The organism is Agromyces sp. NBRC 114283 (genome assembly GCF_030268405.1).
Lineage (GTDB): Bacteria > Actinomycetota > Actinomycetes > Actinomycetales > Microbacteriaceae > Agromyces > Agromyces mediolanus.
Genome location: NZ_BSQP01000001.1, coordinates 2,081,612 through 2,107,782 on the forward strand (window position 1 = coordinate 2,081,612; position 26,171 = coordinate 2,107,782).

At 72.2% G+C, this 26,171-nt stretch carries 27 protein-coding genes; 22 read left to right on the forward strand and 5 right to left on the reverse strand.

All coding sequences use genetic code 11. The features are described from left to right. Nucleotide 1: 1 nt before the first annotated feature. Entirely contained in the window at nt 2-955 is a 954-nt protein-coding gene (gene mutM / locus QSJ60_RS10050; RefSeq protein ID WP_285463517.1) for a bifunctional DNA-formamidopyrimidine glycosylase/DNA-(apurinic or apyrimidinic site) lyase, read from the forward strand. Nucleotides 956-964: 9 nt separating this feature from the next. Here mutM and QSJ60_RS10055 read toward each other — a convergent pair whose 3' ends face one another. Both QSJ60_RS10055 and QSJ60_RS10060 read right to left on the reverse strand, forming a co-directional pair. Continuing rightward, nucleotides 965-2,065, reverse strand: a complete 1,101-nt coding sequence (locus QSJ60_RS10055; RefSeq protein WP_285463518.1) for a variant leucine-rich repeat-containing protein — start codon at nt 2,063-2,065, stop codon at nt 965-967. Nucleotides 2,066-2,116: 51 nt separating this feature from the next. After that, nucleotides 2,117-3,226 carry a GNAT family N-acetyltransferase gene (locus QSJ60_RS10060; RefSeq protein WP_285463519.1) on the reverse strand — a complete coding sequence of 370 codons (1,110 nt, stop codon included), beginning with the start codon at nt 3,224-3,226 and terminating at the stop codon, nt 2,117-2,119. A 127-nt stretch (nt 3,227-3,353) separates the two neighbouring features. Between QSJ60_RS10060 and smc the strand changes: the two genes are divergently transcribed. The 5 genes from smc to ffh all read left to right on the forward strand — a co-directional run bounded on the left by smc (nt 3,354) and on the right by ffh (nt 10,698). Then, entirely contained in the window at nt 3,354-6,872 is a 3,519-nt protein-coding gene (gene smc / locus QSJ60_RS10065; protein WP_285463520.1) for a chromosome segregation protein SMC, read from the forward strand. Between the two features lie 64 nt (nt 6,873-6,936). After that, on the forward strand, nt 6,937-7,611 hold the full coding sequence (locus QSJ60_RS10070) for a hypothetical protein (protein WP_189084780.1): 675 nt from the start codon (nt 6,937-6,939) through the stop codon (nt 7,609-7,611). Nucleotides 7,612-7,663: 52 nt separating this feature from the next. Continuing rightward, entirely contained in the window at nt 7,664-8,539 is an 876-nt protein-coding gene (ftsY, locus tag QSJ60_RS10075) for a signal recognition particle-docking protein FtsY (protein ID WP_285463521.1), read from the forward strand. Nucleotides 8,540-8,564: 25 nt separating this feature from the next. After that, complete coding sequence (locus QSJ60_RS10080) at nt 8,565-9,053, forward strand: hypothetical protein (RefSeq protein WP_285463522.1); 489 nt, start codon at nt 8,565-8,567, stop codon at nt 9,051-9,053. Between the two features lie 61 nt (nt 9,054-9,114). Further along, nucleotides 9,115-10,698: a signal recognition particle protein gene (gene ffh, locus QSJ60_RS10085; RefSeq protein ID WP_285463523.1), complete on the forward strand. Its 1,584-nt coding sequence runs from the start codon at nt 9,115-9,117 to the stop codon at nt 10,696-10,698. A gap of 3 nt (nt 10,699-10,701) precedes the next feature. On the opposite strand, the gene QSJ60_RS10090 is transcribed toward ffh, so the two are convergent. Continuing rightward, complete coding sequence (locus QSJ60_RS10090) at nt 10,702-11,853, reverse strand: glutamate--cysteine ligase (protein ID WP_285463524.1); 1,152 nt, start codon at nt 11,851-11,853, stop codon at nt 10,702-10,704. Nucleotides 11,854-12,142: 289 nt separating this feature from the next. On the opposite strand from QSJ60_RS10090, the gene rpsP reads away from it, so the two are divergent. The 4 genes from rpsP to trmD are packed head-to-tail and all read left to right on the forward strand — an operon-like array spanning nt 12,143 to nt 14,131. Then, nucleotides 12,143-12,568 carry a 30S ribosomal protein S16 gene (gene rpsP, locus QSJ60_RS10095; protein WP_285463525.1) on the forward strand — a complete coding sequence of 142 codons (426 nt, stop codon included), beginning with the start codon at nt 12,143-12,145 and terminating at the stop codon, nt 12,566-12,568. 4 nt (nt 12,569-12,572) lie between these two features. Beyond that, on the forward strand, nt 12,573-12,809 hold the full coding sequence (locus QSJ60_RS10100; RefSeq protein ID WP_285463526.1) for an RNA-binding protein: 237 nt from the start codon (nt 12,573-12,575) through the stop codon (nt 12,807-12,809). Nucleotide 12,810: 1 nt separating this feature from the next. Further along, the gene (gene rimM, locus QSJ60_RS10105) at nt 12,811-13,422 is read left to right on the forward strand and encodes a ribosome maturation factor RimM (protein ID WP_230763181.1); all 612 of its coding nucleotides are present in this window, start codon (nt 12,811-12,813) and stop codon (nt 13,420-13,422) included. A gap of 16 nt (nt 13,423-13,438) precedes the next feature. Then, nucleotides 13,439-14,131, forward strand: a complete 693-nt coding sequence (trmD, locus tag QSJ60_RS10110) for a tRNA (guanosine(37)-N1)-methyltransferase TrmD (protein ID WP_189085143.1) — start codon at nt 13,439-13,441, stop codon at nt 14,129-14,131. A 12-nt stretch (nt 14,132-14,143) separates the two neighbouring features. Here the strand turns inward: trmD and map are convergent, their stop codons facing one another. Next, nucleotides 14,144-14,911: a type I methionyl aminopeptidase gene (map, locus tag QSJ60_RS10115; protein ID WP_285463527.1), complete on the reverse strand. Its 768-nt coding sequence runs from the start codon at nt 14,909-14,911 to the stop codon at nt 14,144-14,146. Between the two features lie 122 nt (nt 14,912-15,033). Here map and QSJ60_RS10120 point away from each other — a divergent pair, with 122 nt between their 5' ends. The 10 genes from QSJ60_RS10120 to QSJ60_RS10165 all read left to right on the forward strand — a co-directional run bounded on the left by QSJ60_RS10120 (nt 15,034) and on the right by QSJ60_RS10165 (nt 23,315). Then, on the forward strand, nt 15,034-15,534 hold the full coding sequence (locus QSJ60_RS10120) for a hypothetical protein (protein ID WP_285463528.1): 501 nt from the start codon (nt 15,034-15,036) through the stop codon (nt 15,532-15,534). A gap of 196 nt (nt 15,535-15,730) precedes the next feature. After that, nucleotides 15,731-16,078 carry a 50S ribosomal protein L19 gene (rplS, locus tag QSJ60_RS10125; RefSeq protein ID WP_189084790.1) on the forward strand — a complete coding sequence of 116 codons (348 nt, stop codon included), beginning with the start codon at nt 15,731-15,733 and terminating at the stop codon, nt 16,076-16,078. Nucleotides 16,079-16,169: 91 nt separating this feature from the next. After that, on the forward strand, nt 16,170-16,919 hold the full coding sequence (gene lepB / locus QSJ60_RS10130) for a signal peptidase I (RefSeq protein ID WP_189084791.1): 750 nt from the start codon (nt 16,170-16,172) through the stop codon (nt 16,917-16,919). Continuing rightward, nucleotides 16,919-17,608 (forward strand): ribonuclease HII, encoded by a 690-nt coding sequence (rnhB, locus tag QSJ60_RS10135; protein WP_285463529.1) that lies wholly within the window; start codon nt 16,919-16,921, stop codon nt 17,606-17,608. The genes lepB and rnhB overlap by 1 nt, the downstream gene beginning before the upstream one ends. A 6-nt stretch (nt 17,609-17,614) precedes the next feature. Then, nucleotides 17,615-17,938, forward strand: a complete 324-nt coding sequence (locus tag QSJ60_RS10140) for a DUF2469 family protein (protein ID WP_189084793.1) — start codon at nt 17,615-17,617, stop codon at nt 17,936-17,938. A 111-nt stretch (nt 17,939-18,049) separates the two neighbouring features. Continuing rightward, the gene (locus QSJ60_RS10145) at nt 18,050-18,406 is read left to right on the forward strand and encodes a YraN family protein (RefSeq protein WP_285463530.1); all 357 of its coding nucleotides are present in this window, start codon (nt 18,050-18,052) and stop codon (nt 18,404-18,406) included. After that, complete coding sequence (locus QSJ60_RS10150; RefSeq protein WP_285463531.1) at nt 18,406-19,944, forward strand: YifB family Mg chelatase-like AAA ATPase; 1,539 nt, start codon at nt 18,406-18,408, stop codon at nt 19,942-19,944. Before QSJ60_RS10145 ends, QSJ60_RS10150 begins: the two co-directional genes overlap by 1 nt. Further along, complete coding sequence (gene dprA / locus QSJ60_RS10155) at nt 19,941-21,236, forward strand: DNA-processing protein DprA (protein WP_285463532.1); 1,296 nt, start codon at nt 19,941-19,943, stop codon at nt 21,234-21,236. Before QSJ60_RS10150 ends, dprA begins: the two co-directional genes overlap by 4 nt. An 82-nt stretch (nt 21,237-21,318) precedes the next feature. After that, nucleotides 21,319-22,215, forward strand: a complete 897-nt coding sequence (locus QSJ60_RS10160; RefSeq protein ID WP_285463533.1) for a metallophosphoesterase — start codon at nt 21,319-21,321, stop codon at nt 22,213-22,215. 5 nt (nt 22,216-22,220) lie between these two features. After that, on the forward strand, nt 22,221-23,315 hold the full coding sequence (locus tag QSJ60_RS10165) for a tyrosine-type recombinase/integrase (protein ID WP_285463534.1): 1,095 nt from the start codon (nt 22,221-22,223) through the stop codon (nt 23,313-23,315). A gap of 23 nt (nt 23,316-23,338) precedes the next feature. Here QSJ60_RS10165 and QSJ60_RS10170 read toward each other — a convergent pair whose 3' ends face one another. Then, a complete protein-coding gene (locus QSJ60_RS10170; protein ID WP_285463535.1) occupies nt 23,339-23,908 on the reverse strand; it encodes a murein hydrolase activator EnvC family protein in 570 nt (189 codons plus the stop codon). 350 nt (nt 23,909-24,258) lie between these two features. Here QSJ60_RS10170 and rpsB point away from each other — a divergent pair, with 350 nt between their 5' ends. Further along, nucleotides 24,259-25,170, forward strand: coding sequence for a 30S ribosomal protein S2 (gene rpsB / locus QSJ60_RS10175; RefSeq protein WP_230763203.1), 912 nt, complete (start codon nt 24,259-24,261; stop codon nt 25,168-25,170). Nucleotides 25,171-25,193: 23 nt separating this feature from the next. Next, a complete protein-coding gene (tsf, locus tag QSJ60_RS10180) occupies nt 25,194-26,018 on the forward strand; it encodes a translation elongation factor Ts (protein WP_230763205.1) in 825 nt (274 codons plus the stop codon). Nucleotides 26,019-26,171: the final 153 nt, after the last annotated feature.

The following is a 26,171-nucleotide window of genomic DNA, read 5'->3' on the forward strand; positions in this document are numbered from 1 at the left end:
GGTGCCCGAGCTTCCCGAGGTCGAGGTCGTCCGCGCCGGCCTCGCCCCCGCCGTCACCGGCGCCCTCGTCACCGGGGTCGAGGTGCTCGACCAGCGTTCGCTGAAGCGCCACGACCCGGCGAGCGGCGACTTCGAGCGCGGACTCGTCGGCGCCCGCTTCGCCGCCGCGGTCCGCCGCGGCAAGTTCCTCTGGCTGCCGATCCTGCGCGGGGAACCGGCCGGGCGGACTCAGGCGTCAGACGCTCCCGCCGCCCCGCGCGCGCTCGTCGCCCATCTCGGCATGAGCGGCCAGGTGCTGCTGCGCACTCCCGACCATCCCGGCGGCGATGCGCACGCCCGCATCCGCATCCACCTCGAGCACGAGGCGCACGGCGAGCTCCGCGTCGACTTCGTCGACCAGCGCATCTTCGGCTCGATGGCGATCGACCGCATGGCGCCGACGCCCGACGGCCGCCCCGCCGGATTCTCGGCCGAGGTCACGGGGGAATGGGCGGGCTACGTCCCCAGCCAGGTCGCGCACATCGCGCGCGACCCCCTCGATCCGGCCTTCGACGAGCGGGCCTTCCTCGCGGCGTTCGCGAAGCGGCACTCCGCCGTCAAGCGGGTGCTGCTCGACCAGACCCTGGTGAGCGGCATCGGCAACATCTACGCCGACGAGTCGCTCTGGGCGGTGCGCCTGCACGGCGAGCAGCCGGCGTCGAGCGTGAGCGCGCGCCGGGCGCGCGAGCTGCTCGAGGCCGTGCGCGGGGTGCTGCAGAAGGCCCTCGCCGAGGGCGGCACGAGCTTCGACGCCCAGTACGTCAACGTGAACGGCGCCTCGGGGTACTTCGCGCACTCGCTGAACGCGTACGGACGCGAGGGCAAGGCCTGCCCGCGCTGCGGCACGCTCATGGTGCGCGAGCCGTTCATGAACCGCAGCTCGCACCGCTGCCCGCGCTGTCAACGGCTGCGCTGACCGCGCTGCTCAGCCCGGCATCGGGGCGTGGATCTCCTTCGCCCAGTCCCGGATCGCCTGCCGCTCGGCGTCGGTGCAGACATAGCCGTACCCGAGCGTGGCGTCTCCGACGGTGAGGGACTGCAGGCCGAGGTAGGTCAGCGCGTAGCAATCCGACATGACCTCGCTGCTGCCCTGGAACAGCCCCGCGTTCTTCAGCTTCATCGCCGGCCCATCCTCGCCGCCGGCGGTGGTCGCCGCGTCGATGCTCTGGTACAGGTGCGCCAGTTCGTGCAGCGTGGTGAGTCGGGCGGCCTCGCCGCCGCCGAGTCGGTGCTCCCGCGGGAGGACGTGCACGATCAGCTGCTCCGGCGTGTTGGTCACGCAGCCCGCCGTGGTGCGCTCCGGGTTCTTCGACGCGCTGCACTTCGAGTCCGCATTCCACTGGATGTCGATGAAGCCGTTCCCCGCGCTGTCGACGAGCTGCTCCTCGTCGGTCCCAGATGCGTTCGCGCGACGACCCTCCGCGGCCGTGATGCGGCCCTGCAGATCGGAGCGGTACTGCGCTGCGCGCTCGGCGAGCAGCCGTGCTTGCGCCGCTCTCACCGTCTCGAGGGCTGTGCTCGCCTCGAGTGCTTCCACATCGGCCTGGAGCCGCTGGAACCTGGCGGGCTGCGTGACCAGGGGAGCGACGGGATTCCCGTCGAGCTGGGCTGCGAGCCTCTCGTACTCCGCGCTCTCGGTACGGATGACGGCGAGCTGGTCCTCGAACGTCGAGGCGGTGCGACTGGTCCCGTCTGATCCTCCACCCGCTGCGACAGAGGTGGCGAGCCCGGTGATCGCCACGGCGGCGATCACGATGACCGCGACGAAGGTCACGCACCCGCAGCCGGCGAAGATCCAGCCGAGTCCCGTGCGGCGCGGTGCGACCGGTGGCGCGGTGATCTGCGTCTGCGCTGAGCCGGGGTTCACCTCGGCGATCCACTGACGCAGCCGGGGGTACGTGCTCGGGTTGGCGAGGATGAAGGCGTGGAGATCGTGACGCCGGGTCGCGATGTCGGCCAGCTGTCGAGGGGGAGTGGCAGGGTTGCCTGCGGCGATCAGCTCGGGGTCATCGGGGGCTCCGGTCACGCCCGCAACTCTACCCAGGGGCCCGGCCGCGTCCGTCGGCGCTGCCGCGCGTCAGTTGAGCGACGTGGGACGGTGGGCTGCTGCCACCCGCCGCTCCCACGCGGCCGACAGCCCGTACGGCCGGAAGCCGAGCCCGAGGTTGATGCGCAGCATGTGCGCGTTCTCGTCGGCGTTCCAGGTGTGCACCCGGGTGCGCTCGGGCGCCGCCTCCTGCAGTGCGACGAGGTTCGCGAGCTTCAGCAGCAGGCCGAGCCGGTGGCCGCGGTGCGGGCCGAGCACGATCGTGTCGTCCTGGTAGGCGACGGGGCGGCCGGGCGGCAGCTCGAGCACGGTGTAGCCGGCGACGTCGCCGCCCGCGTCGACGACGGCGCAGCTCAGCAGCGTCGTTCCGCCCGAGAGGAGCTCCGACTCCCAGGCGCGCACGCGGGCGCGATCCCAACGCTCCGCGTCGATCTGCAGTGCCCCGGCCGGGATGTCTCGGCTCATATGCTCGCGGGCCGCGGCGTACGCGTCGACGAGCGAATCCGGGGCGGCATCCCGCCAGGCCACCACCCGGTAGCCGGCGTCCGCCGCGGATGTCTCGACCGCGCCGAGCTGCGCCTGCAGCTCCGTGGCGCGGCCGGCCGTATCCAGGAGGCTCACCCGCTCGATCTGGCCGAGCTCGTAGCCGGTCGCCGCCGCGAACCCGGCGGCGGGGGAGTCCGCGGGGATCTCGGCATCGCCGGCTGTCTCGGCGGGCGCCCTGAGCCCGTCGCCCGGTCCGGCGAGGCTCGCCTCGGGGTGATCGGAGAAGGAGTCGAGGGCGAGCTTGCCGGCGTCGATGGCGGCGCGCTCCGCCACCTCGAGGAGCGCGCGGCCGATGCCGCGACGGCGGTGCCGCGCGGCGACGACGACGTGGACCTCGGCGGACTCGGCCTCCGGGTCCTCGTCCCACACCGCGGACGAACGGCCGAGGAGCTCGTCGCCCTCCCAGGCGCCGAACGCCACCCGACGCAGGTGCGTGCCGCGTGCCGCGGCGAGCAGCTCTGCCGCGCTGAGGGCGAAGTCGTCGTCGCCCCACGTCTCGTGCTCGATCGCCGCGAGCAGCAGCGCCGCCTGCTCGAACTCGCGGGCGGCGGGGACGCCGAGGCACTCGGGGATCGGGATCTGACGGATCTCCATGCCCTTCAGCGTACGGGGCGGCCGCGAGCGGGCCCGCGCCCGTCCGGCATCCTGCGGCGTTCCGCCGCGCCCGCGGGGGAGAACTCGGCTACGGTAGTCCGCAGCGCCCGGAGCAGGAAGGTGGGACGTGTACCTCAAGAGCCTCACGCTCAAAGGCTTCAAGTCCTTCGCCCAGCCCACGAGCTTCGCCTTCGAGCCCGGGGTGACGTGCATCGTCGGGCCCAACGGCTCCGGCAAGTCCAACGTCGTCGACGCGCTCGCCTGGGTGATGGGCGAGCAGGGGGCCAAGACCCTCCGCGGCGGCAAGATGGAGGACGTCATCTTCGCGGGCACCTCGACCCGCGGCCCGCTCGGCCGCGCCGAGGTGAGCCTCACGATCGACAACGCCGACGGCGCGCTGCCGATCGAGTACAGCGAGGTCACGATCTCGCGCACCCTGTTCCGCAGCGGGCAGTCGGAGTACGCCATCAACGGCGAGCAGTGCCGGCTCCTCGACGTGCAGGAGCTGCTGAGCGACTCCGGGCTCGGGCGGGAGATGCACGTCATCGTCGGCCAGGGTCGACTCGACTCGGTGCTGCACGCCAGCCCGGAGGACCGCCGGGGCTTCATCGAGGAGGCGGCGGGCATCCTGAAGCACCGTCGGCGCAAGGAGAAGACGCTCCGCAAGCTCGAGGCGATGCAGACCAACCTCACGAGGCTCTCCGACCTCGCGGGCGAGATCCGCCGGCAGCTGAAACCGCTCGGTCGCCAGGCCGAGGTCGCGCGCGAGGCCGCGGGCATCGCCGCCGTCGTCCGCGACGCGAAGGCTCGGCTCCTCGCCGACGAACTGACCGGCCTGCGCCGCGCCCTCGAGGAGCACGGCCGCAGCGAGCACGAGCGGCACGCCGAGCGGCTCGTCCTGCAGGAGAAGCTCGAGCAGCACCAGGCCCGGGTCACCGCGCTCGAGCAGACCTTCGAGGGCGACGAGGTCGATCGGGCGCGCTCGCTCGGCTTCGAGCTCGAGCAGGCGCAGAGCGCCCTCCGCGCCGTCGACACGCTCGCCCGCCAGCGGATCGCCCTGCTCGGCGGGCAGAGCGAGACGCAGGAGACCGTGCCGACCGTCAGCCGGCAGGACATCGTGCACGCCATCGACGCCCTCGAAGCGCTCCGCGACGGCATCGGCACGGCGGCCGCCGAGCTCGACCTCGCGCACGAGGCCACGGGGGTCGCCCGCGCGGCGCTCGACGAGGTCGACGCCGAGATCGCGAAGCAGAGCGCACTCGTCTCCGCCTACGACCTCGAGCTCTCCAAGCTCGCCGGTCAGGCCGACGCGGCCGCGTCGAAGCTCGCCTCCGCCCGCGGCGAAGTCCTCCGGCACGGCAATGCCCTCGAGGCGGCCGACGCCCGCCGCACCGCGGCCGCCGCCGCGCTCGCCGAGGCCGAGCAGCAGGCCGAGAGCGACGACGCCGGCGAGACCGATCTCGACGAGGCGTACGAGCTCGCCCAGGCGGCGGTCTTCGAATCCGAGGCCGAGATCGAGCGCCTCCGGGAGGAACTGCACGGGCTCGAGCGCGAGCAGGGCGCCCTGCAGGCGCGCACCCAGGCGCTCTCGCTCGCCCTCGATCAGCGCGACGGCTCGGCCGCTCTCGTCGCCGCCGGTGTGCCCGGTGTGCGGGGCCTGCTGGCCGAAGGCATGCAGGTGCGCTCCGGCTTCGAGGCCGCGATCGCCGCGGCGCTCGGCTCGCTCGCCGACTCGGTGCTGGTGGACGACCGGGATGCCGCGTTCCGCGCCGTCGCCGCGGCGGCGGACGGCGATCTCGGGCGCGTGTCGATCACCCTCGCCGACGCGGGCGGCGTCCCGGCCGCCACCGCGACGCCGAACGTGCCGGGGCTCACGCCGGCCGCCGAGGTCGTCACGGCGCCGTCGGGCGTGCGTGCATTGCTCGCGGAAGTGCTCGTCGCCGACGACCTCGACGCGGTGCGCGCCGCGGATCCCGCGCTCGCGAAGCTCGATCGCCCGATGACGGTGATCACCCGCGACGGGACCGTCGTCGGCCGCTTCGTGCTGCGCGGCGGCTCCGGCCGCAAGCAGAGCCGCATCGAGCTCGTCGCCGAGCGGGACGAGGCCCAGAACGCGCTCGACGAGCTGCGCGGCGCGCTCGAGCGCAGCCGCACCGCCCTGGCCGAGGAGCGCACCGCGCACGAGCAGGCGAAGCAGGTCTCCAAGCAGGCGCTGACCGCGCTCCGCGAGTTCGACGCTCAGCTCGCCCAGCGCACCGAACGGCTCAACCGGGCCCGGGTGCAGCTCGAGGCGGCCGACGCCGAGCTCGATCGCCTGCGCCAGGCGGCGGCGAGCGCCGAGGGGCGCGTCGGCGAGGCCGAGACCGCCGCCGAGGCGGCCAAGGCGGCGCACGAGGCGGCGCGCGCGGTGCCCAGGCCCGTGCTCGACGCCTCGATGCGCGACGGTGCCGTCGCAGCGCTCGACGCCGCGCGCGAACGCGAGGTCGAGGCCAAGCTCGCGGTGGAGACGATCCGCGAGCGGGTGCGCTCCGAGGAGGCTCGCATCGCCCAGCTCGAGCGGCAGTTCGACACCGAGCAGCAGCAGGCGGTCGAGGCCGCCCGGCGCGCCGTCATCCGTCGGGCCCAGCTCGAGGCGGCGAGCCGGGTCGCCGAGGCGCTGCCCGCCGCGCTCGCCTCCGTCGACGCCTCCGTCGCCGAGGCGCGCGTCGCGCTCGGCCGGGCCGAGGCCGAGCGGGCGAGCCGCAACGAGCAGCTGCAGGCCGTCCGCCGCGAGGAGTCCCAGGTGCGCGAGCGCCTGCAGTCGGTCACCGAGGACGTCCACGGCCTCGAACTGCGGATCTACGAGAAGAAGCTGCACGCGGCCTCGCTCGCCGAGCGAGCGGAGTCCGAGCTCGGGCTCACCGAGGAGGTGCTCGTCGCCGAGTACGGCCCGGAGCAGGAGGTGCCCCCGGAGACCGAGGACGGCGAAGCCACCCCGTACTCGCGCGAGGTGCAGCAGCGGCGGCTCGCGCAGGCGGAGCGGAAGCTCGCCCAGCTCGGCCGGGTGAACCCGCTCGCGCTCGAGGAGTTCGCGGCGCTCGAGCAGCGCCACCAGTTCCTCACCGAGCAGCTCACCGACCTCGCGAACACCCGCAAGGACCTGCTGACGATCATCGAGGAGATCGACGGCAAGATGGAGGCCATCTTCCGCGCCGCGTTCGAGGACACCAGGGACGCCTTCACCGAGGTGTTCCCGGTGCTGTTCCCCGGCGGCACGGGCAGCATCTTCCTCACGAACCCCGACGACCTGCTGAGCACGGGCATCGAGGTCAGCGTGAAGCCGGCCGGCAAGAAGATCGAGCGGCTGTCGCTGCTCTCCGGCGGTGAGCGCTCGCTCGCCGCGGTCGCACTGCTGATGGCGATCTTCAAGGCGCGCCCCAGCCCGTTCTACATCATGGACGAGGTCGAGGCGGCGCTCGACGACGCGAACCTCGGCCGGCTGCTGACCACCTTCGAGTCGCTCCGCGAGGCGTCCCAGCTCATCGTCATCACGCACCAGAAGCGCACCATGGAGATCGCCGACGCCCTGTACGGGGTCTCGATGCGCCAGGACGGCGTCTCCGCCGTCGTCGGTCAGCGGGTCCGCGAGGAGCGCGCGGCGAGCTGAGCGACGCGCGGCGGCGGGGAGCGCTCCCCATTGCCGGATCCCGGCGGATGGCTAGGCTGGCCGCATGAGCACCGTCAGCACCGCACCTCGTTCCGCACTCCGCGCCCTCGCGATCGTCGCCGCCGTCGCGGCGCCCCTCGCGCTCAGCGGCTGCTTCCCGATCGACGTGACGAACGCGCAGCGCATCGACGGCGGCGGCACGAGCGCGGGCGACGACCCGATCGTCGAGACCGACGCCGCCGAGCTCGACGAGCTGTCCTTCGAGGACGGCGCGCTGCTCACCTCCGCCTCGACCGCGGAGTGGGCCGACGGGCTCATGTTCGACGACGGGTGGACGCTCACCAGCCCGGACGACGGCAACGGCAACTGGGGCTACACCTCGGCCGACGGGGCCTGCACGGCCGCCTACTGGCAGGGCTTCATCGGCGACGTCGACACGAGCTCGGGCGACGACCGCATCGCCACCGACGAGATGCTCGCCGTCGTGTTCGGCGCCACCGCGGCCGAGGTCGGCGAGGTGGCGGTCGACGGCGGCTTCGCGCTCGGCGTGCCGGGCAACGACGACGTCGATACCCGCTACGTCGTGGGCGACGACGGCACGGTCCAGTGGGTCGTCGCCGGACGCGCCCTCGCGCAGCCCGGGCTCGGATTCACGCTCACGATCGACTGCACGGGGCAGGACCCGGAGGCCGTGCTCGACGCGCTCAACGAGCTCTCGGCCATCGCCGTGGTGCCCTGAGCGGACTCGGCGCGTGCTCCGACGGGCATCGCTGAACGAATAAGCTCGACGCATGGCAGAACGCGCATCCTGGTCGCTCGGTTCGGCGCTCCGAGGCATCTTCGGTGCGAAGACGATCGACGACGAGACCTGGGACGATCTCGAGGCGGCGCTCATCACCGCGGACTTCGGCCCCGCCGTGACCGAGGAGATCGTCGAGCAGATCAAGGCGCAGGTGGAGCGGTACCGCACCACCGACCCGCGTGACGTCCAGCGGATGCTCCGCGAGGTCGTCGAGGAGCGGCTCGCGAAGTACGATCCGACGCTCCGGCTGACCGAGCGTCCGGCGGTCGTCCTCGTCGTCGGCGTCAACGGCGTCGGCAAGACCACGACCATCGGCAAGTTCGCCCGCTTCCTCCGCAGCTACGACCGCAGCGTCGTCGTCGGGGCGGCAGACACCTTCCGCGCCGCGGCCGTCGATCAGCTCGCGACCTGGGCCGAGCGCGCCGGCGTCGCCATCGTCCGCCCGGAGCGCGAGGGGCAGGACCCGGCATCCGTCGCGTTCCAGACGGTCGAGCAGGCCAAGCGCGACGGCACCGAGATCGTCGTCATCGACACCGCGGGCCGGCTGCACACGAAGGGCGGGCTCATGGACGAGCTCGGCAAGATCCGCCGCGTCGTCGAGAAGCAGGCGCCGATCAGCGAGGTGCTCCTGGTGCTCGACGCCACGACCGGGCAGAACGGCCTCGCGCAGGCCGAGGCCTTCATCGAGCACGGCGGGGTGACGGGCCTCGTGCTGACGAAGCTCGACGGCAGCGCGAAGGGCGGCTTCGTGCTCGCGGTGCAGGAGAAGACCGGCCTGCCGATCAAGCTCGTCGGTCAGGGGGAGGGCATCGCCGACCTGACCGGATTCACCCCGCACGTCTTCGCGCAGAAGCTCGTCGGGTAGGCGCGGAAGGGAAGAGGGGCGCGACATGGCCACCGAGCACGACTACTTCGGCGTCGTCGGAGACTACTGGTCGGAAGACGTCGAGTACGCGGATCAGCGGGTCGAGGTCGTCCTGGATGCCGAGGGGGAGTCCGCCTCGACCGCGGCCCTCGACGCGGCGGCCACCCTCGTCGGCGAGCTCGAGCTCGTCGACGACGAACTCCGCGGCGCATTCGTCGGCCAGCTCGACTCGGGCTCCTCGCCCGTGGTGCGGTTCCTCGACACCGTGCTCGACTCCGAGCTCGAGCAGGCGGAGGACGTCGAGGCCGCGATCGGGCGCGAATCCGGCGACCGGCAGGTCGACGCGCTGCGCTCGCTGAGCCTCGTGCGGGTCGACCTCCGCCCCGAGGCCGACGGCGACGGCGAGCCCTTCGCCGAGTTCGAGTACGGCCTCGCGCCCGACGACACCGACGAGCGGCTCGTCGCCGTCATCGACGTCGCTCGCGAGATCGTCGACGTCCGTTTCGAGGGCTGAGCCGGGCGCTGCGCCGCGCTGGCCCGCGAGGTCCAGGGCATCCCGATAGAATCGGCCTGTTATGGCTACCTTCGGAACCCTGTCTGACCGCCTCGCCGACACCTTCAAGCACCTCCGCACGAAGGGCAAGCTGTCGGCCTCCGACGTCGACGGCACCGTTCGGGAGATCCGTCGGGCGCTGCTCGACGCCGACGTCTCGCTCGACGTCGTCAAGCAGTTCACCGCTCGCGTGCGCGAGCGGGCGCTCGGCGACGAGGTCAACAAGGCGCTGAACCCCGCGCAGCAGGTCGTCCAGATCGTCAACGAGGAGCTCGTCGGCATCCTCGGCGGTCAGCAGCGGCGCCTCCAGTTCGCGAAGAACCCGCCGACGGTGATCATGCTCGCCGGCCTCCAGGGCGCGGGCAAGACCACGCTCGCCGGCAAGCTGGCGAAGCACCTCGTGAAGGAGGGGCACACGCCCATCCTCGTCGCGAGCGATCTCCAGCGCCCGAACGCCGTGAACCAGCTCCAGGTCGTCGGCGGCCAGGCCGGCGTCCCCGTCTACGCGCCGGAGCCCGGCAACGGCGTCGGCGACCCGGTCAAGGTCGCGAAGGACGGCGTCGCGCACGCGGCTCGCGCGCAGCACGACGTGGTCATCATCGACACCGCCGGGCGGCTCGGCGTCGACGCCGAGCTCATGAAGCAGGCCTCGAACATCCGTAGGGCGACGAACCCCGACGAGGTGCTGTTCGTCATCGACGCGATGATCGGTCAGGACGCGGTCGCCACCGCGAAGGCGTTCCAGGACGGCGTCGACTTCACCGGCGTCGTGCTCTCCAAGCTCGACGGCGACGCGCGCGGCGGCGCCGCGCTCTCGGTCGCCTCGGTCACCGGCCGGCCCATCATCTTCGCCTCGACCGGTGAGGGGCTCGACGACTTCGAGCCGTTCCACCCCGACCGCATGGCGAGCCGCATCCTCGACCTCGGCGACATCCTCACCCTCATCGAGCAGGCGCAGCAGGCCTTCGACGAAGAAGAGGCGATGAAGGTCGCCGAGAAGCTCGCGAGCGAGCAGTTCACGCTCGAGGACTTCCTGAAGCAGATGCAGCAGCTCCGCGGAGCGGGCTCCATCAAGAAGATGCTCGGCATGCTGCCGGGCGCCGGCGGCATGAAGCAGCAGCTCGAGAACTTCGACGAGCGCGAGATCGTGCGCACCGAGGCGATCATCCAGTCGATGACGCCGGCGGAGCGCAAGAACACGAAGCTCCTGAACGGCTCGCGCCGCCTCCGCATCGCGAAGGGCGCCGGCATGACGGTGACCGACGTGAACCAGCTCGTGCAGCGCTTCGAGCAGGCCGCGAAGATGATGAAGACGGTCGCGCGCGGCGGCGTGCCGCAGATCCCCGGCATGGGGCCGATCCCCGGCGCCGGCGGTTACGGCGGCGGCAAGCGGCAGTCGGCCAAGAACAAGAAGAAGTCTGGCGGCTCGCGCTCGGGCAACCCGGCGAAGCGGGCGGCCGAGAACCAGGCCATCGCCGAGGGCCGTCCGGTCGCCGGCAACGCCGAGGAGCCGAAGGGAGCCGGGTTCGGCCTCGGCGGTGCGAAGGCGCCGAGCCCCTCGGCCGACGACCTGGCAAACTTCCAGAAGCTGCTCGGCGGCCGCTGAGGCTCAGCGCCGCGCCGCGTCCATCCCCGAGCGCAGCTCGTGGGCCAGATGCGCGACGACGGCCTTGAGATCTCCGGCGTTCGCCTCGGCGACCTGCAGCTGACGCTGGGCGCTCGCACCCTCGGCGACCATACGGGTCACCTCGGCGAGTTCCGCGCTGCAGCCGAGCCGTTCGGCGACGGGGGAGAGGCGCTCGACCAGCTCGAGCAGGTCGTCGGCGACGGGGCGCTCGGTGCCCGAGGCATCCGTGATCACCACCGCCTGCAGGCCGTACCGGGCGGCGCGCCACTTGTTCTCCCGGCTGAACCAGGGCTGCAGCACCGTGAGGGGCTCGCCGTGGTCGAGGCGGGTGCTCATCCATTCGACGAGGCACTGCACGAGCGCCCCGATGGCGCCGAGCTCCCGAGCGGTGGAGACACCGTCGCAGACCCGCACCTCGACCGTGCCCCAGCGGGGCGACGGGCGGATGTCCCAGCGCACCTCGCTGTGGTCCTCGATGACCCCGGTGCGGCGGAGATCCTCGACGTAGCGCTCGTAGGCGGCCCAGTCCGGCAACGGGTACGGGAGCCCGGCGGTCGGCAGCTGCTGGAACATCAGCGCCCGGTTGGACGCGTAGCCGGTGTCGACGCCCGCCCAGAACGGGCTCGACGCGCTGAGCGCCTGCAGATGCGGGAGGAACGTGAGCAGGCCGTCGAGGATGGGCAGCGCCTTGTCGCGGTCCTCGATGCCGACGTGCACGTGCACGCCCCAGATCATCATGTTGCGGCCCCACCAGCGGGTGCGCTCGATGAGCTTGTGGTACCTGGGCTTGTCGGTGAGCTGCTGGTCGTACCACTGGCTGAACGGGTGGGAGCCGCTGCAGATCAGCTCGTAGTCGCCGAGCTCCTCGACGACCGCGCGCACCTCGGCGAGCTGGCCCTCGAGATCGGCGACGGCGGCGGGCACGGTCGCGTGCACGCTGCTCACGAGCTCGACCGTGTTCGTCAGAAGCTCCGAGGTGATGAACGGGTGCTGTCCGCCCGGACTGATCGAGTCGAGCAGCTGCAGCGCCCGGTCGGCCACCGAGGCGAGCTCGCCCGTCTCCCGATCGACGATGGCGATCTCCCACTCGAGGCCGACGGTCGAACGGGGGGAGTCGGCGAACTCGATGGGCATGGGCGGCCTTTCTCGGGACGGATGCCGTGCGGCCCATCATGACACGGACGGTGCCCGCGGCCGCACGTACGACGCCGCATGACGGGCACCCGATCGATCGTGCGCACAGTCGCGGGCGACACGGCGCCGCTCTGGTTCGCGGCGGCCGTTCGGATCTGGCAGAATAGGCGGTTGGACCGCCGCCCGACCCTCTATCAGGCCGTGGTCCGCCCATTTCGAGCTTCCGCCGGGTGTGCACCCCACGCTCCAGGCGATCGGTTCAACTCTCGTTACATCCTCCAGGAGAATCGTGGCTGTCAAGATCCGTCTCAAGCGGCTCGGCAAGATCCGTGCCCCGTACTACCGCATCGTCGTCGCCGACTCGCGCACCAAGCGCGACGGTCGTGTGATCGAGGAGATCGGCAAGTACCACCCCACCGAGGAGCCCTCGTTCATCGAGGTCGACTCGGAGCGCGCCCAGTACTGGCTCTCCGTCGGCGCGCAGCCGACCGAGCAGGTCCGGGCCATCCTCAAGCTCACCGGCGACTGGGGTCGCTTCAAGGGCGACAAGGACGCCGTCTCGACCGTCAAGGTCGCCGCGGCGAAGGAGGCCTTCGTGGCCGACGACAAGAAGAAGCCGGTGCTCAAGCCCAAGGCGGAGAAGCCGGCCAAGGCCGAGGAGGCCCCCGCGGCCGCCGAGGCCCCCGCCGACGAGACCGCGACCGACGAGGCGTAACGTCTTGCTCAGGTCCGCGCTCGAGCACCTCGTCAAGGGCATCGTCGAACACCCCGACGAGGTGAAGGTCGTCTCCGCGTCGAGCGCACGTGGCGAGGTCCTCGAGGTTCATGTGAACCCCGAGGACCTCGGCCGCGTCATCGGACGCGCCGGCCGCACCGCCAAGTCGCTCCGCACCGTGGTGACCGCCCTCGCGGACGGTCGCCGTGTCCGGGTCGACGTCGTCGACACCGACGCCTGACGTGGCGCGCGACAAGCGCCCCCAGCAGTTGCGGGTCGGGCGCCTTACCAAGGCCCACGGGCTGAAGGGCGCCATCAAGCTCGAGCTCTACACGGACGACCCCGAACGGCGGTTCGTCCCGGGAGCCGAGTTCTCCCTCCAGGTGCCTGCCGAGTCCCCGTGGCACGGCAAGCACCTGGTCTTCCGTGAGCTCCGCTGGTACAACCAGCAGCCGGTCGGCTTCTTCGACGGCGTCGACGACCGCACCGCGGCCGAGACGCTCGTCAAGGCGATCCTCTGGGTCGACATCGATGAGGCCGCCGAGGCCGCCGACGCCGAACCGGACGCCTGGTACGACCACCAGCTCGTCGGACTCGCCGTGCTGCGCGACGGCGTCCGCGTCGGCGAGGTCGCGCACGTCGACCACCTGCCGGCGCAGGACCTGCTCGTCGTCAAGACCGCGTCGGGCGAGGTCATGGTGCCGTTCGTCGCGGCGATCGTCCCCGAGGTCGACCTGGAGGCGGGCACGCTCACCGTGACGCCGCCGGCCGGGCTCTTCGAGGAGCTGCCGGACGACGCCGAGCCGGCGCCGCGCGACGCCGAGGCATCCGCTGCCGGCGACGACGCGGACTAACGAAGGGGACGGGGCCATCCGGATCGACATCGTCACGATCTTCCCGAGCTTCTTCGACGTGCTCGACCTGTCGCTGCTCGGCAAGGCCAGGCAGTCCGGCCTCATCGAGGTCGCCGCCCACGATCTGCGCGACTTCACGCACGACCGGCACCGCACGGTCGACGACACGCCCTACGGCGGCGGCGCCGGCATGGTCATGAAGCCCGAACCCTGGGGCGAAGCCCTCGATGCGATCGTCGGCGAGGGCCCGTCCGACGCCCTGCTCGTCGTGCCGTCCCCGGCCGGCGAGCCGTTCACGCAGCAGCTCGCCCGCGAGCTCGCCGCGGAGTCCCACCTCGTCTTCGCCTGCGGTCGCTACGAGGGCATCGACCAGCGCGTCGTCGACCACTACGCCACCCGCATGCGGGTGCGCCTCGTGTCGCTCGGCGACTACGTGCTGAACGGCGGCGAGGTCGCCGTCATGGCGATGATCGAGGCCGCCGGCCGGCTCGTCCCTGGCGTGGTCGGCAATCCGGAGTCCCTCGTCGAGGAGTCCCACGAGGACGGCCTGCTCGAGTACCCGAGCTACACGAAGCCGCAGCAGTGGCGCGGCCTCGAGGTGCCGCCCGTGCTGCTCTCCGGCAATCACGGCCGAGTCGCCGAGTGGCGCCACGAGCAGCAGCTCGAGCGCACCCGCGCGGTCCGTCCCGATCTGCTGCCGCCCGAGTAGGGCGCGCCCGCGTCAGCCGCGGGCGGTGAGCACGATCGGGTCGCCGTCGGTGATGGCGATCGTGTGCTCCGAGTGCGCGCCCCGCGAGCCGTCGGCGCTGCGCAGGGTCCAGCCGTCGGGGTCGGTGAAGATGCGGTCGGTCGTCTCGAGCCACCACGGCTCGATCGCGAGCACGAGCCCCGCCTTCAGCGGCATCCCGCGTCCGGGCCGCCCGGAGTTCGGCACGTGCGGGTCGCCGTGCATGGTGCGGCCGACGCCGTGGCCGCCGAAGTCGGTGTTCACGAGATATCCGGACGCCTTCGCGACGTCGCCGATCGCCCGCGAGATGTCGCCGATCCGGTTTCCGACGCGGGCTGCGTCGATGCCCGCCGCGAGCGCCTCCTCGGTGGTGGAGATGAGGCGGAGGTCCGCCTCGCGGGGCGTCCCGACGACGACGGAGATGGCGGAGTCGGAGACCCAGCCGTTCACCGAGGCGGCGAAGTCGAGGCTCAGCAGGTCGCCGTCGCGCAGCACGTAGTCGTGGGGGAGGCCGTGCAGCACCGCATCGTTCACGGAGGTGCAGATGACCTTGCCGAAGGGGCTCGCGCCGAAGGAGGGGTGGTAGTCGATGTAGCAGCTCTCGGCGCCGGCCTTGCGGATCATGTCGTGCGCGAGGGCGTCGAGCTCCAGCAGGTTCATGCCCGGCTTCGCCGCGGCGGAGGTGGCCTGCAGCACGCTGGCCACGAAGCGGCCGGCGGGCCGCATCTCCTCGATCTCGGCGGGGGTCCTCAGTTCGATCACGATCATCCTCTCCGAGACCATTCTGGCGGATGCCGCGGGCGCGGCCTCGCCGACCAGTCTTCAGGCTCCGCCCTGAGTGAACACCCGGTGCGCTCACAGCGCGCCGAGGTTAGCCTGTCGGCATGCTCCTCAGGCGCCTCTTCTACCGCTGGCAGTTCGTCGCGGTGATCGCGCTGCCGCTCTGGCTGGTGATCGGCTGGGCGTTCTTCGGCGCCGGCGGCTGGGGCACGCTCGGGCTCGTTATCACGGTGCCCGCCGCGTTCCTCACGCTGCTCGTCGTGGCGCTGCTCGTGAACGCCCGCCCGACCGCCCGCTCCGAGCGGGCCGCGTCCTGGCTCGACGTCGGCGTCCTCGGCGCCTGGCAGCTCGCGATCATCGGCACCGGGTTCTACGGCGCCACGGCCACGCTGTTCAGCGTCCTCGCCATCGTCGGCGCCGTCGCCGCGTTCTGGGTCGCGCTGTCGCAGCTCGTCGCCGACGGATCCCGGCGGATGCGCGCCACGATGGCGGAGTTCGAGCGGCAGGCCGCCGCGCAGAGCGGGCAGCCGGTGCCCGGCCCGCCGAAGCCGCCGTTCGACGACGGCGACGGCGACGTCATCATCGTGCACGAGGTCCGCGACTGAGACCGGACGCGCGTCCGATCATCCGCCGCCGTGCCGTGTTGGCGGGCGGCGCCGCGATCTGGCAGAATAGACGCTTGTGCCGCTGCTCGGCCCTGCCTCCGGGGAGCCTGCGACGCGCTCACGCGCGAGGCGGCACCGCACTCTTTCCAATTCTGATCCGCGTTCGACCGGTGGCGGGCGCAGAGAGCGAACCATCATGCACATCCTCGACCACGTCGACGCCGCGAGCCTGAAGTCGGACATCCCCGACTTCCGCCCGGGCGACACCGTCAAGGTGCACGTCAACATCGTCGAAGGCACGCGCTCGCGCGTCCAGGTCTTCCAGGGCGTCGTCATCGGCCGCTCGGGCGAGGGCGTCCGCGAGACCTTCACGGTCCGCAAGATCAGCTTCCAGGTCGGCGTCGAGCGCAAGTTCCCGGTGCACTCGCCGATCATCGACAAGATCGAGGTCGTCACCCGCGGTGACGTGCGTCGCGCGAAGCTCTACTACCTGCGCGAGCTCCGCGGCAAGAAGGCCAAGATCAAGGAGAAGCGCGAGAGCTGAACCGCTCGCGTCGAAGCGCCTGTCCGAGCTCCCCGCCCCTACACTGGGACGGGGAGCTCGGCGTTTTTCCGAGCGAATGACACGGGGTTCCATGACAGACGAGACGCAGTCCACCGCGACCACCGACGACCGCGGGCAGCAGAAGCAGGGCAGGAAGCGCGGGGTGCTGCTGTTCCTCCGCGATCTGCTGATCATCTTCGTGGTCGCGGTGCTGGTGTCCTTCCTGATCAAGACGTTCCTGATCCGCTCGTTCTTCATCCCGTCGCAGTCGATGGAGCAGACGCTCGAGGTCGACGACCGCATCATCGTCAACGAGCTCGTCCCCGACGTCGTCCCGCTCGAGCGCGGCGACGTCGTGGTGTTCCGCGATCCGGGCGGCTGGTTGCCCGTGCGCGAAGAGCCGCAGCAGCCGCCGCTCGTCGCGGCGGTCGACTGGTTCCTCGCCTTCGTCGGTCTCTCGGCTCCCGACTCCAACGACCACCTGGTGAAGCGCATCATCGGGCTGCCGGGCGACCACGTGGTCTGCTGCAACGCGCTCGGCCAGATGAGCGTCAACGGCGTGCCGCTCGACGAGCCTTACGTGGCGCTGCCCCCGGGCGAGACGCGGGTCTCCCGCGACGACTTCGACGTGACGGTGCCCGAGGGCTCGCTCTGGGTGATGGGCGACAACCGCTACAACTCGAAGGACAGCCGCTACAACGGCGACACCCCGCTCAAGGGCTACGTGCCGGTCGACAATGTCGTCGGGCGCGCGTTCGTCGTGAGCTGGCCGCTGTCTCGGTGGGCGTGGCTCGACAACTACCCGGAGGTCTTCGCCGGCGTCGACGAGGGCTCGGGCTGATGGCCGCCGCCGCGCCCACGATGCGTTTCGAGCGGGAGCTGCTCGACGGCGGGGCCTCGCTCGTGGTCGCCTGCGACGAGGTCGGCCGTGGCGCGCTCGCCGGCCAGGTCGCGGTCGGGGTCGTGGTCGTCGACGCCGGGATGCGACGGATGCCGGCCGGGCTCCGCGACTCGAAGCTGCTCGCCGAGCCCAAGCGCGAGCTGCTCGCGCCGCGGGCCGCCGCGTGGGTGCGCGCCTCCGCCGTCGGCGAGGCGAGCGCGGCCGAGATCGACGAACTCGGCATCATGGCGTGCCTCGGGCTGGCCGGGGCGCGCGCGTTCGCCGCCGTCCGGGAGCTCGTCGACGTGCCCTTCGGCTCACCGCTGGTGCTCGACGGCAACTACGACTGGCTGAGTCAGGCGATCGAGCATCACGTCCGCGTCATCACGCGCATCAAGGCGGACCGGGACTGCGCCTCCGTCTCGGCGGCCTCGGTCATCGCGAAAGTGCATCGCGACCGGGCGATGCGGGCGGCGCACGTCGATTGGCCGGTCTACGGCTGGGACGAGAACAAGGGCTACTCGTCGCGCGCGCACTTCGAGGCGATCGCGGAGCACGGCCCGAGCGGGCTGCACCGCCGCACCTGGCTCCACGATCGTTCGCGCGAGGCTGAACCTGCCGCCGCGCTCTTCGAGCTCGGCGTAGGATGATCAGCGATGGATGAAGACGAGTTCGACGACTACGACCGCGAGGTCGAGCTGGCCCTGTACCGGGAGTACCGCGACATCGTGTCGCAGTTCCAGTACGTGGTCGAGACCGAGCGTCGCTTCTACCTCGCGAACGAGGTGGAGCTGGTCCGCCGCGACACCGAGCACGACTTCTACTTCGAGCTCACGATGAAGGACGTCTGGGTCTGGGACGTCTACCGCGCCGACCGCTTCGTGAAGAGCGTTCGCGTGCTGACCTTCAAGGACGTGAACATCGAGGAGCTCGCCACCCGCGAGTTCGAGCTGCCGAAGGAACTCGCGCTCGACGAGTAGTCCGCGCTCGTCCGCAGCCGCCACTGTGCGCGTCGCCCACTCCACCGATCCGCCCGGCACGACCGTGCCCGCGCCGATGCTTGGCGAGGCTGGGTCGCGGAGGTGGTGCGGATGTCCCACAACGCAGAACTCGGACGCCTCGGCGAAGACCTCGCCGCAGCGCACCTGGAGGCTCGAGGCTTCCGGCTGATCGAGCGCAACTGGCGGTGCAGGCACGGCGAGATCGACGTCGTCGCGGCCCATCGGGCCTGCACGGTGTTCATCGAGGTGAAGACGCGGGCGGGGGAGCGCTTCGGTCATCCGTTCGAGGCCATCACCCCGGTGAAGCTCGCCAGGCTCCGCCGTCTCGCTGCGATGTGGTGCGAGGCGAAGGGCGCCGTCGCGGGGCCGCCCCGCATCGACGCCGCCGCGGTGCTCGTCAGACCGGGCGAGTCCGCGGTGATCGAGCACCTCGAAGGCATCGGCTGATGCCGGTCGCACGCACGCGGTCGGTGGCGCTCCTCGGTCTCAGTGGATCCATCGTCGAGGTCGAGGCCGACCTCGGCAGCCAGCTGCCGGCGTTCCTCGTGATCGGCCTGCCCGATGCCGCCATCGGTGAGTCGCGCGAGCGCGTCCGGGCGGCCGCGGCCAATTCCGGATGCCCCCTCCCGGCACGCCGGCTCACCGTCAACCTGTCACCGGCCACCCTGCCCAAGCACGGCTCCGGCTTCGACCTCGCGATCGCGATCGCCTGCCTCGCCGCGGCGGGGCGCCTCGACGCCGGCTCCGCGGGATCGCTCGTGCACCTGGGCGAGCTCGGCCTCGACGGCCGCCTTCGGCCGACCGACGGCGTGCTCCCCGCGGTGCTCGCCGCGCGCCGGGCCGGGGCCGAACGGGTCATGGTGCCGACGGCGAACGCTCCCGAGGCGGCGCTCGTCGACGGGATCGACGTGGTCGGGGTGTCCTCGCTCGCCGAGGCGGTGGCCTGGCACGGCGGCGATGCCGAGGTGGTCCCCGTCGAGGCGGTCCTCTCGGCTGACGCGCCCGAGCCGCCGCACGTCCACTCCGGCGATCTCGCCGATGTCGTGGGCAATCCCGAGGCGGTGGCGGCGCTCATCGCGGCCGCGGCCGGCGGCCATCACCTCGGGCTCTACGGGCCGCCGGGCGCGGGCAAGACGATGCTGGCGTCGCGCTTGCCCGGCATCCTTCCCGACCTCGCGCTCGACCAGTCGCTCGAGGTGGCGTCGCTGCGCTCGCTCTCGGGGCTCGGGGTCGGTGGCCTCTCAGCGAGGCCGCCCTTCGAGGCGCCGCACCACACTGCGAGCGCGGCCTCGATCATCGGCGGAGGCGGCCGCCTCATCCGACCCGGCGCGGCGGCGCGGGCCTCCCACGGGGTGCTCTTCCTCGACGAGGCGCCCGAGTTCCCCGCCTCGGTGCTCGACGTGCTGCGCCAGCCGCTCGAATCCCGTTCGATCTCGATCCACCGGGCGAGTGCGATCGCCTCGTTCCCGGCGAGCTTCCAGCTGGTGCTGGCGGCGAACCCCTGCCCGTGCGGACAGTGGTCGCCGAAGGGCGAGTCGTGCACCTGCGCACCGAGCGTGAAGCGGCGCTACCTCTCCCGGATCTCCGGCCCGTTGCGCGACCGGCTCGATCTCGAGCTCTGGGTGCCGCGACTGACGACGACGGCGAGCGCGGGCGCGGGCGGGCGGGTGTCCAGCGACGAAGCCCGACGACAGGTGGAACTCGCTCGGGCGGTGGCCGCGGAGCGCTACCGCGGGACGCCGTGGCGGACCAACGCCGAAGTCCCGGGACCGTGGCTGCGCGGCGCCGGAGGCATGCATCCGGGCCATCGGGCGACCGTCGCGATCGACCGGGCGTTGGAGAGCGGCGGGCTCACCATGCGCGGCTACGACAAGGTACTGCGGCTGGCCTGGACGCTGGCTGACCTCGACGGCGCCGGCGTGCCCGACGGCGACCACGTCGGGCAGGCGAACGTGCTGCGAAGGGCTCCGCTGTGGGCGGCGTGAGCGACGTCGTGTCCGCCGCGTTGCAGCAGGCCGAGCCGCTGGTGGCCGCGATGCGGGCGGACCCGCGCACACCCGCGCAGCCGTCGTCCGGCGATGCGGCGCGTCGAGCCCTGCTCGGCGTCCTCGCCGAGCCCGGCGACGGCACGCTCGGCGCCCTCGTCGCGTCCCTGGGGGCCGAGGGAACGGTGGCGCTGGTCGCGGGGGAGCGCCGGGCTGAGGAAGCCTTCCGCGCCCGACAGGATCTCGCCCTCGATCCGGGCGTTCGCTCCGTCGAGGACGGGCTCGAGCGGTGGCGGCAGCGTCTCGACGCCGGTGCGTTCCTGCGCTCGCTCGAGGCGGCTGAACGTCTCGGCGCCCGCCTGCTCGTTCCCGGGGACGACGTCTGGCCCGCCCGGCTCGACGACCTCGGCATGCATGCACCGCTCGCCCTCTGGGTCCGCGGCGACCCCGGGCTCGTCGGCGCGGAGGCGAGCCTCGCCGTGGTCGGGGCTCGGGCGGCGACCGGCTACGGCGAGCAGCTCGCGCTCGACGCGGTCGCCGGACTCGTCGATCGCGGCTGCACGATCGTGTCCGGCGGCGCCTACGGCATCGACGGGGCGGCGCACCGGGCCGCACTGCGCCGAGGGGGAACGACCGTCGCCGTGCTCGCCGGCGGACCCGATCGGCTCTACCCCCAGGGACACGCGGCGCTGCTCGGAGAGATCGTCGAGCGCGGGGCCGTCGTCTCCGAGCTCCCGTGCGGCGCCGCGCCGACGAAATGGCGGTTCCTCGCGCGCAATCGGGTGATCGCGGCGTTGAGCGATGCCGTCGTCGTCGTCGAGGCCGGGTGGCGCTCCGGCGCGCTCAATACCGCGCACCACGCGGCATCGCTCGGTCGTCCGGTCGGCGTGGTGCCGGGGCCGGTCACGAGTCCGGCGTCCGCGGGGTGCCATCGCCTGCTCCGGGAGCAGGATGCCGTCTGCGTCACCGACGCCGCCGAGATGGCGGAGCTCGTGGGTCGGGGTGATGACGGGCTCCTCGCGTTTCCCGCTGACGCGTCGCAGCCGTGGGCGGGGTCGCGAAGCGGGGGCGCGGGCCGGAACGCTCAGGCGGGTCCCGACGTCGTCGGCGCCGGCCTGCGCGGCGTCGAGATCCGGCTGCTCGACGCGATGAGCGTCCGGGTGCCGCGCAGCGTCGCCGAGCTCGCCGCCCGAGCCGGGCTCGAGCCGTCCCGCGCGCTCGGGGCGCTCGGCACGCTGGATGCGCTCGGGCGGGTTCGGCGCACCACCGACGGGTGGCTCATCCGACGATGAGTGGAACTCCTCCCGACCACGCCGAGGCGCCGCCCGCCGGTGGCAGGGGTCCACCGTAGGCTGTGCCCGGGAGGCCAGACGGATGCAAATCGGCAGATACCCGGCAGCGCACACGACAATCGCGCACCTGAGCGACACGCACCTGCTCGCCGGCGGCGCCCCGCTCGGCGGTGCAGCCGACACGGTTGCGGCGCTCGATCGGGCCGTCAACCAGCTCGATCGGCTCGGCACCGCCCTCGACGCGATCGTCGTCACCGGCGACATCGCGGATCTCGGTGAACCCGATGCCTACCGGCTGGCGCGTGCCGCACTCGACCCCCTCGCCGAGCGCGCCGGTGCGGAACTCGTCTGGGTGATGGGCAATCACGACGAACGCGAGCCCTTCGCCGCCGAGTTGCTCGACCTTCCACCGAGCCTCGAGCCGCTGCACCGCGTGGTCGAGCTCGGCGGAGTGCGTCTCGTCTCCTTCGACGTCTCCGTGCCCGGCTGGCACCACGGCGCCGTCGATGAGGAGCGCGCCGACTGGTTGTCCGCGGTGCTGGCGGAGCCCACCCCCAAGGGCACCGTGCTCGCGGTGCACCACGCGCCGATCCCGACGCCGATCGCGCTGATGGACGTGCTCGAGCTGCAGGGCCAAGCGCGACTCGCCGAGGTGCTGCGGGGGAGCGACGTCCGCCTGATCCTCGGTGGGCACCTGCACTATCCGAGCGCCGGGAGCTTCGCGGGCATCCCCGTCTCGATCGCCGGCGCCACCGCCTACACGCTCGATGTCAGCGCCCCGCCGCGCGAGCTGCAGGGCGTCGACGGCGGGCGATCGTTCTCGCTCGTGCAGCTCTTCGACGACGGGCACCTGGTCTCCGTGGCGCCGCTCGGGCCGAATACGGTGATCTCCCGCTTCGACGAGGGGTTCCTCGACGAGCTCTCGGCGCTCGATCCGCCGGCGAGGCTCGAACGCTTCTCGCGCAAGCGAACGGAGTGACGCCGATGAGTCGGCTCGACCCCGTCATCGAGGACTACCTCGCCCACCTCCGAGACGAACGCCGATACTCGGCGCACACCATCGCGGCATACGCGGCCGATCTCGCCGACCTCGCCCGCTTCGCGGACGGGCGGCGCGGCACGGCGAGCGAACCGCCAACCGGCGAGGCGAGATCGCCCGACCGCGACGGCGCGCCCGCCCGCGACGGTGGGCCTGCCCACGACGTGGCGCCGGTCGACGAGGCGGCGGGCGCCGAACTCGATCTCTCGCTGCTCCGAGACTGGCTCTGGGACGCGGATCAACGCGGACTCGCCCGTGCGACGCTCGCCAGACGAGCCGCCACCGCCCGGGGGTTCGCCGCCTGGCTGGCCACGAGCGGTCGCGCCGCGAGCGACGCGGGCGCCAGGCTCCGCGCTCCCAAACCGCAGCGCGCGCTCCCTCGCGTCCTCAGCCGCGACGCCGCCGACGGCCTGCTCGCGCAGCTCGAGGAGGCCGCGGCCGAGGGGGACCCGAACGCCCTACGGGACCATGCGGTCGTCGAACTGCTCTACGCGGCCGCCCTGCGCGTCTCTGAGCTCGTCGGCCTCGATCTCGACGACGTCGACGGTTCGAACCGAACGGTGCGCGTGCTCGGCAAGGGGGCCAAGGAACGCGTCGTGCCGTACGGCGCCCCGGCGGCGCGTGCGCTCGACCGGTATCTCGAGTACGGGCGGCCGGCACTGCTGGCGCGGGCGGCCGCCCGAACGGATCCCGCCGCAGCGGCCTCGTCGGCGGCCCGGACGTCTCGCCGCACGGGCGGTCGGGGTGCGTCGGACCGCCCCGGTCCCGCCGTGTTCCTCGGGGCCCGGGGCGGCCGGCTGAACGCGAGGAGCGTGCACCGCCTCGTCGCCGGCCTCCTCGCCGAGGTGCCAGGCGGCGGCCCGGCCGGTCCGCACGCATTCCGCCACACGGCGGCCACGCATCTGCTCGACGGCGGCGCGGAGCTGCGAGCGGTGCAGGAGTTCCTGGGGCACGCGAGTCTCGGCACGACCCAGATCTATACGCACGTCTCGGCCGAGCGGCTGAAGCAGAGCTACCGCACCGCCCATCCTCGGGCCTGACGGGGCACGCCCGGGCGGAGGGCTCAGTCGAGCGGGAGCAGCACCGCACGGGGCACCGAGCCGAGCAGCAGCATCGGCGAGATGTACTCGCCGTGCAATCGGACGCCGAAGTGGACGCAGGCCCCGTCGCAGTGGCCGCCGCTCGCGACGGTGCCGAGCGGCTCGCCCGGGGCGACCGCCGATCCGGCCTCCACGAGCGCGGACACCGGTTCGACGGCGCTCACGTAGCCATCGCCGTGATCGATGGCGACGAGCGGCCGCCCGGCGACCGCGCCGACGAAGCTCACGGTGCCGGCCGCGGGCGCGCGGACCGGCGAGCCCGCCGCTACGGCGAGGTCGATGCCGCGATGGCCCGATGCGTATGGAGTGGGCGGCGCCCGGAACGGAGCGGTGATGGTCGCAGGCGGATCGAGCGGCCAGCGCCACCGCGCAGTTGCCGTGGAGTCCGCAGGCGGCGAGGCGTCTCCGGATGCGGTGGGGGCCGCGGGAGCGGCCGCTCGGGCCTCGGCGGAGTGCGACGAGGCGAGGGCGCCCATCGTGAGCGCGCCGCACACGAGGAGGAGCAGCGGGATGGGGCGATGCAGTCGGGGCATGCCTCGACTTTGGCTCCCACCGGACGGACCGACAGCCGGATGCGCGCGAACCGTGCAGTCGCCCGCTGGCGCGGGCGCTGTGGAGGACGAGGCATCCGCCAGCTCCCGGCGACGCCGCCGCGTCGACCCCGCGCCCGACCGCGGCCCGCCCGGCGAACTGGTAGAGTGGACCCGCACCTCGCATGTCGAGGTGACTCCGCGTGCCCATTCGGCCGCCGATCCCACTCAGTCCGACTCCACGCGAGTCGCTGCCCAGCAGCGAATCGCCGGTGCGGCGGGATCGCGCCGGGCACCAGGGCTTCCGGCCGCCGGTCGGCAGCGTACAACTGAGAACAGAAGGAGAACGGCTCATGGCCGTCGTCACCATTCGCCAGCTGCTCGACAGCGGCGTGCACTTCGGGCACCAGACCCGCCGCTGGAACCCGAAGATGAAGCGCTTCATCTTCACCGAGCGCTCGGGCATCTACATCATCGACCTGCAGCAGTCGCTCGCCTACATCGACAAGGCGTACGACTTCGTCCGCGAGACGGTCGCCCACGGCGGCACCGTCCTCTTCGTCGGCACGAAGAAGCAGGCGCAGGAGTCCATCGCCGAGCAGGCGACCCGCGTCGGCCAGCCCTACGTGAACCAGCGCTGGCTCGGCGGCCTCCTCACCAACTTCAGCACGGTGTCGAAGCGCCTCGCCCGCATGAAGGAGCTCGAGGAGCTCGACTTCGAGGGCACCACCTCGGGCTTCACGAAGAAGGAGCTGCTGCTCAAGAAGCGCGAGCTCGACAAGCTCCACAAGTCGCTCGGCGGCATCCGCAACCTCTCGAAGACGCCCTCGGCGCTCTGGGTCGTGGACACCAAGAAGGAGCACCTCGCGATCGACGAGGCCAAGAAGCTCGGCATCCCCGTCATCGGCATCCTCGACACCAACTGCGACCCCGACGAGGTGCAGTACCCGATCCCGGGCAACGACGACGCGATCCGCTCGGTGAGCCTGCTCACCCGCATCATCGCCGACGCCGCCGCCGAGGGGCTCATCGAGCGCCACCAGAAGCCGGAGGAGAGCGGCAACGTCTCCGCCGTCGAGCCGCTCGCCGAGTGGGAGCAGGAGCTCCTGCAGCAGGGCGCTGCGACCGAGAAGGCCGTCGAGACCGAGGCTGAGGCCAAGGCCGAGGCCGCCGAGGTCGTCGACGAGGCCGCGACCGAGATCGCCGCGACCGAGTCCGAGGCAGACGCCGAGGGCGAGGCCGCTGCCGCCACCCCCGCCGAATAAGTCCCCGAAGGAGACAGCCAGACATGGCAATCAGCATCGCTGACATCAAGGCCCTGCGCGAGCAGCTCGGCACGGGCATGGTCGACACCAAGAAGGCGCTCGAGGAGGCCGGTGGCGACCTCGAGAAGGCCACCGAGATCCTGCGCCTGAAGGGTGCCAAGGGCAACGCCAAGCGCGCCGACCGCTCGACGAGCGAGGGCCTCGTGGCCGCCAAGGAGTCGGGCGCGGGCTACACGATGATCCAGCTCGCCTGCGAGACGGACTTCGTCGCGAAGAACGAGAAGTTCATCGCCCTCGCCGACAAGGTGCTCGACGCGGTCGCCGCGGCCGGCGCCACCGACGTGGCGTCCGCCCTCGCCGCGCCCGCCGACGGCAAGACCGTCGGCGAGCTCATCGACGAGCAGGCCGCCACGCTCGGCGAGAAGGTCGAGCTCTCGAAGGTCGCCACGCTGAGCGGCGAGCAGTTCGCCGTCTACCTGCACAAGACCTCGAAGGACCTGCCCCCGCAGATCGGCGTCGTCGTCGCCTACACGGGTGACGACGCCGAGACCGCGCGGGCGATCGCGCAGCACATCGCGATGTTCGACCCGACGTACCTCACGCGCGACGAGGTGCCGGCCGACATCGTCGAGAAGGAGCGCGAGCTCGTCACCGAGATCAGCCGCAACGAGGGCAAGCCCGAGGCCGCCCTGCCGAAGATCGTGGAGGGTCGTCTCACCGCGTTCTTCAAGCAGGTCGCCCTGCTCGAGCAGGACTACGCCCGCGACAACAAGCAGCAGGTGAAGAAGGTGCTCGACGACGCCGGCCTCACCGTGACCGGTTTCGCCCGGTTCAAGGCCACGGCGTAACGCCGATGAGGAGGAGTCCGGATCGCTCGTCGATCCGGACTCCTTTTCTGTGCGCCCGAGAGGCGCGCACGTGCCCGCACGGGCGCACGCCTGGCCCCGTCCTCCTCGTCGGGCGGGATTCCCAGGCTCCGTACGGCTCCACCACGAGGCCGA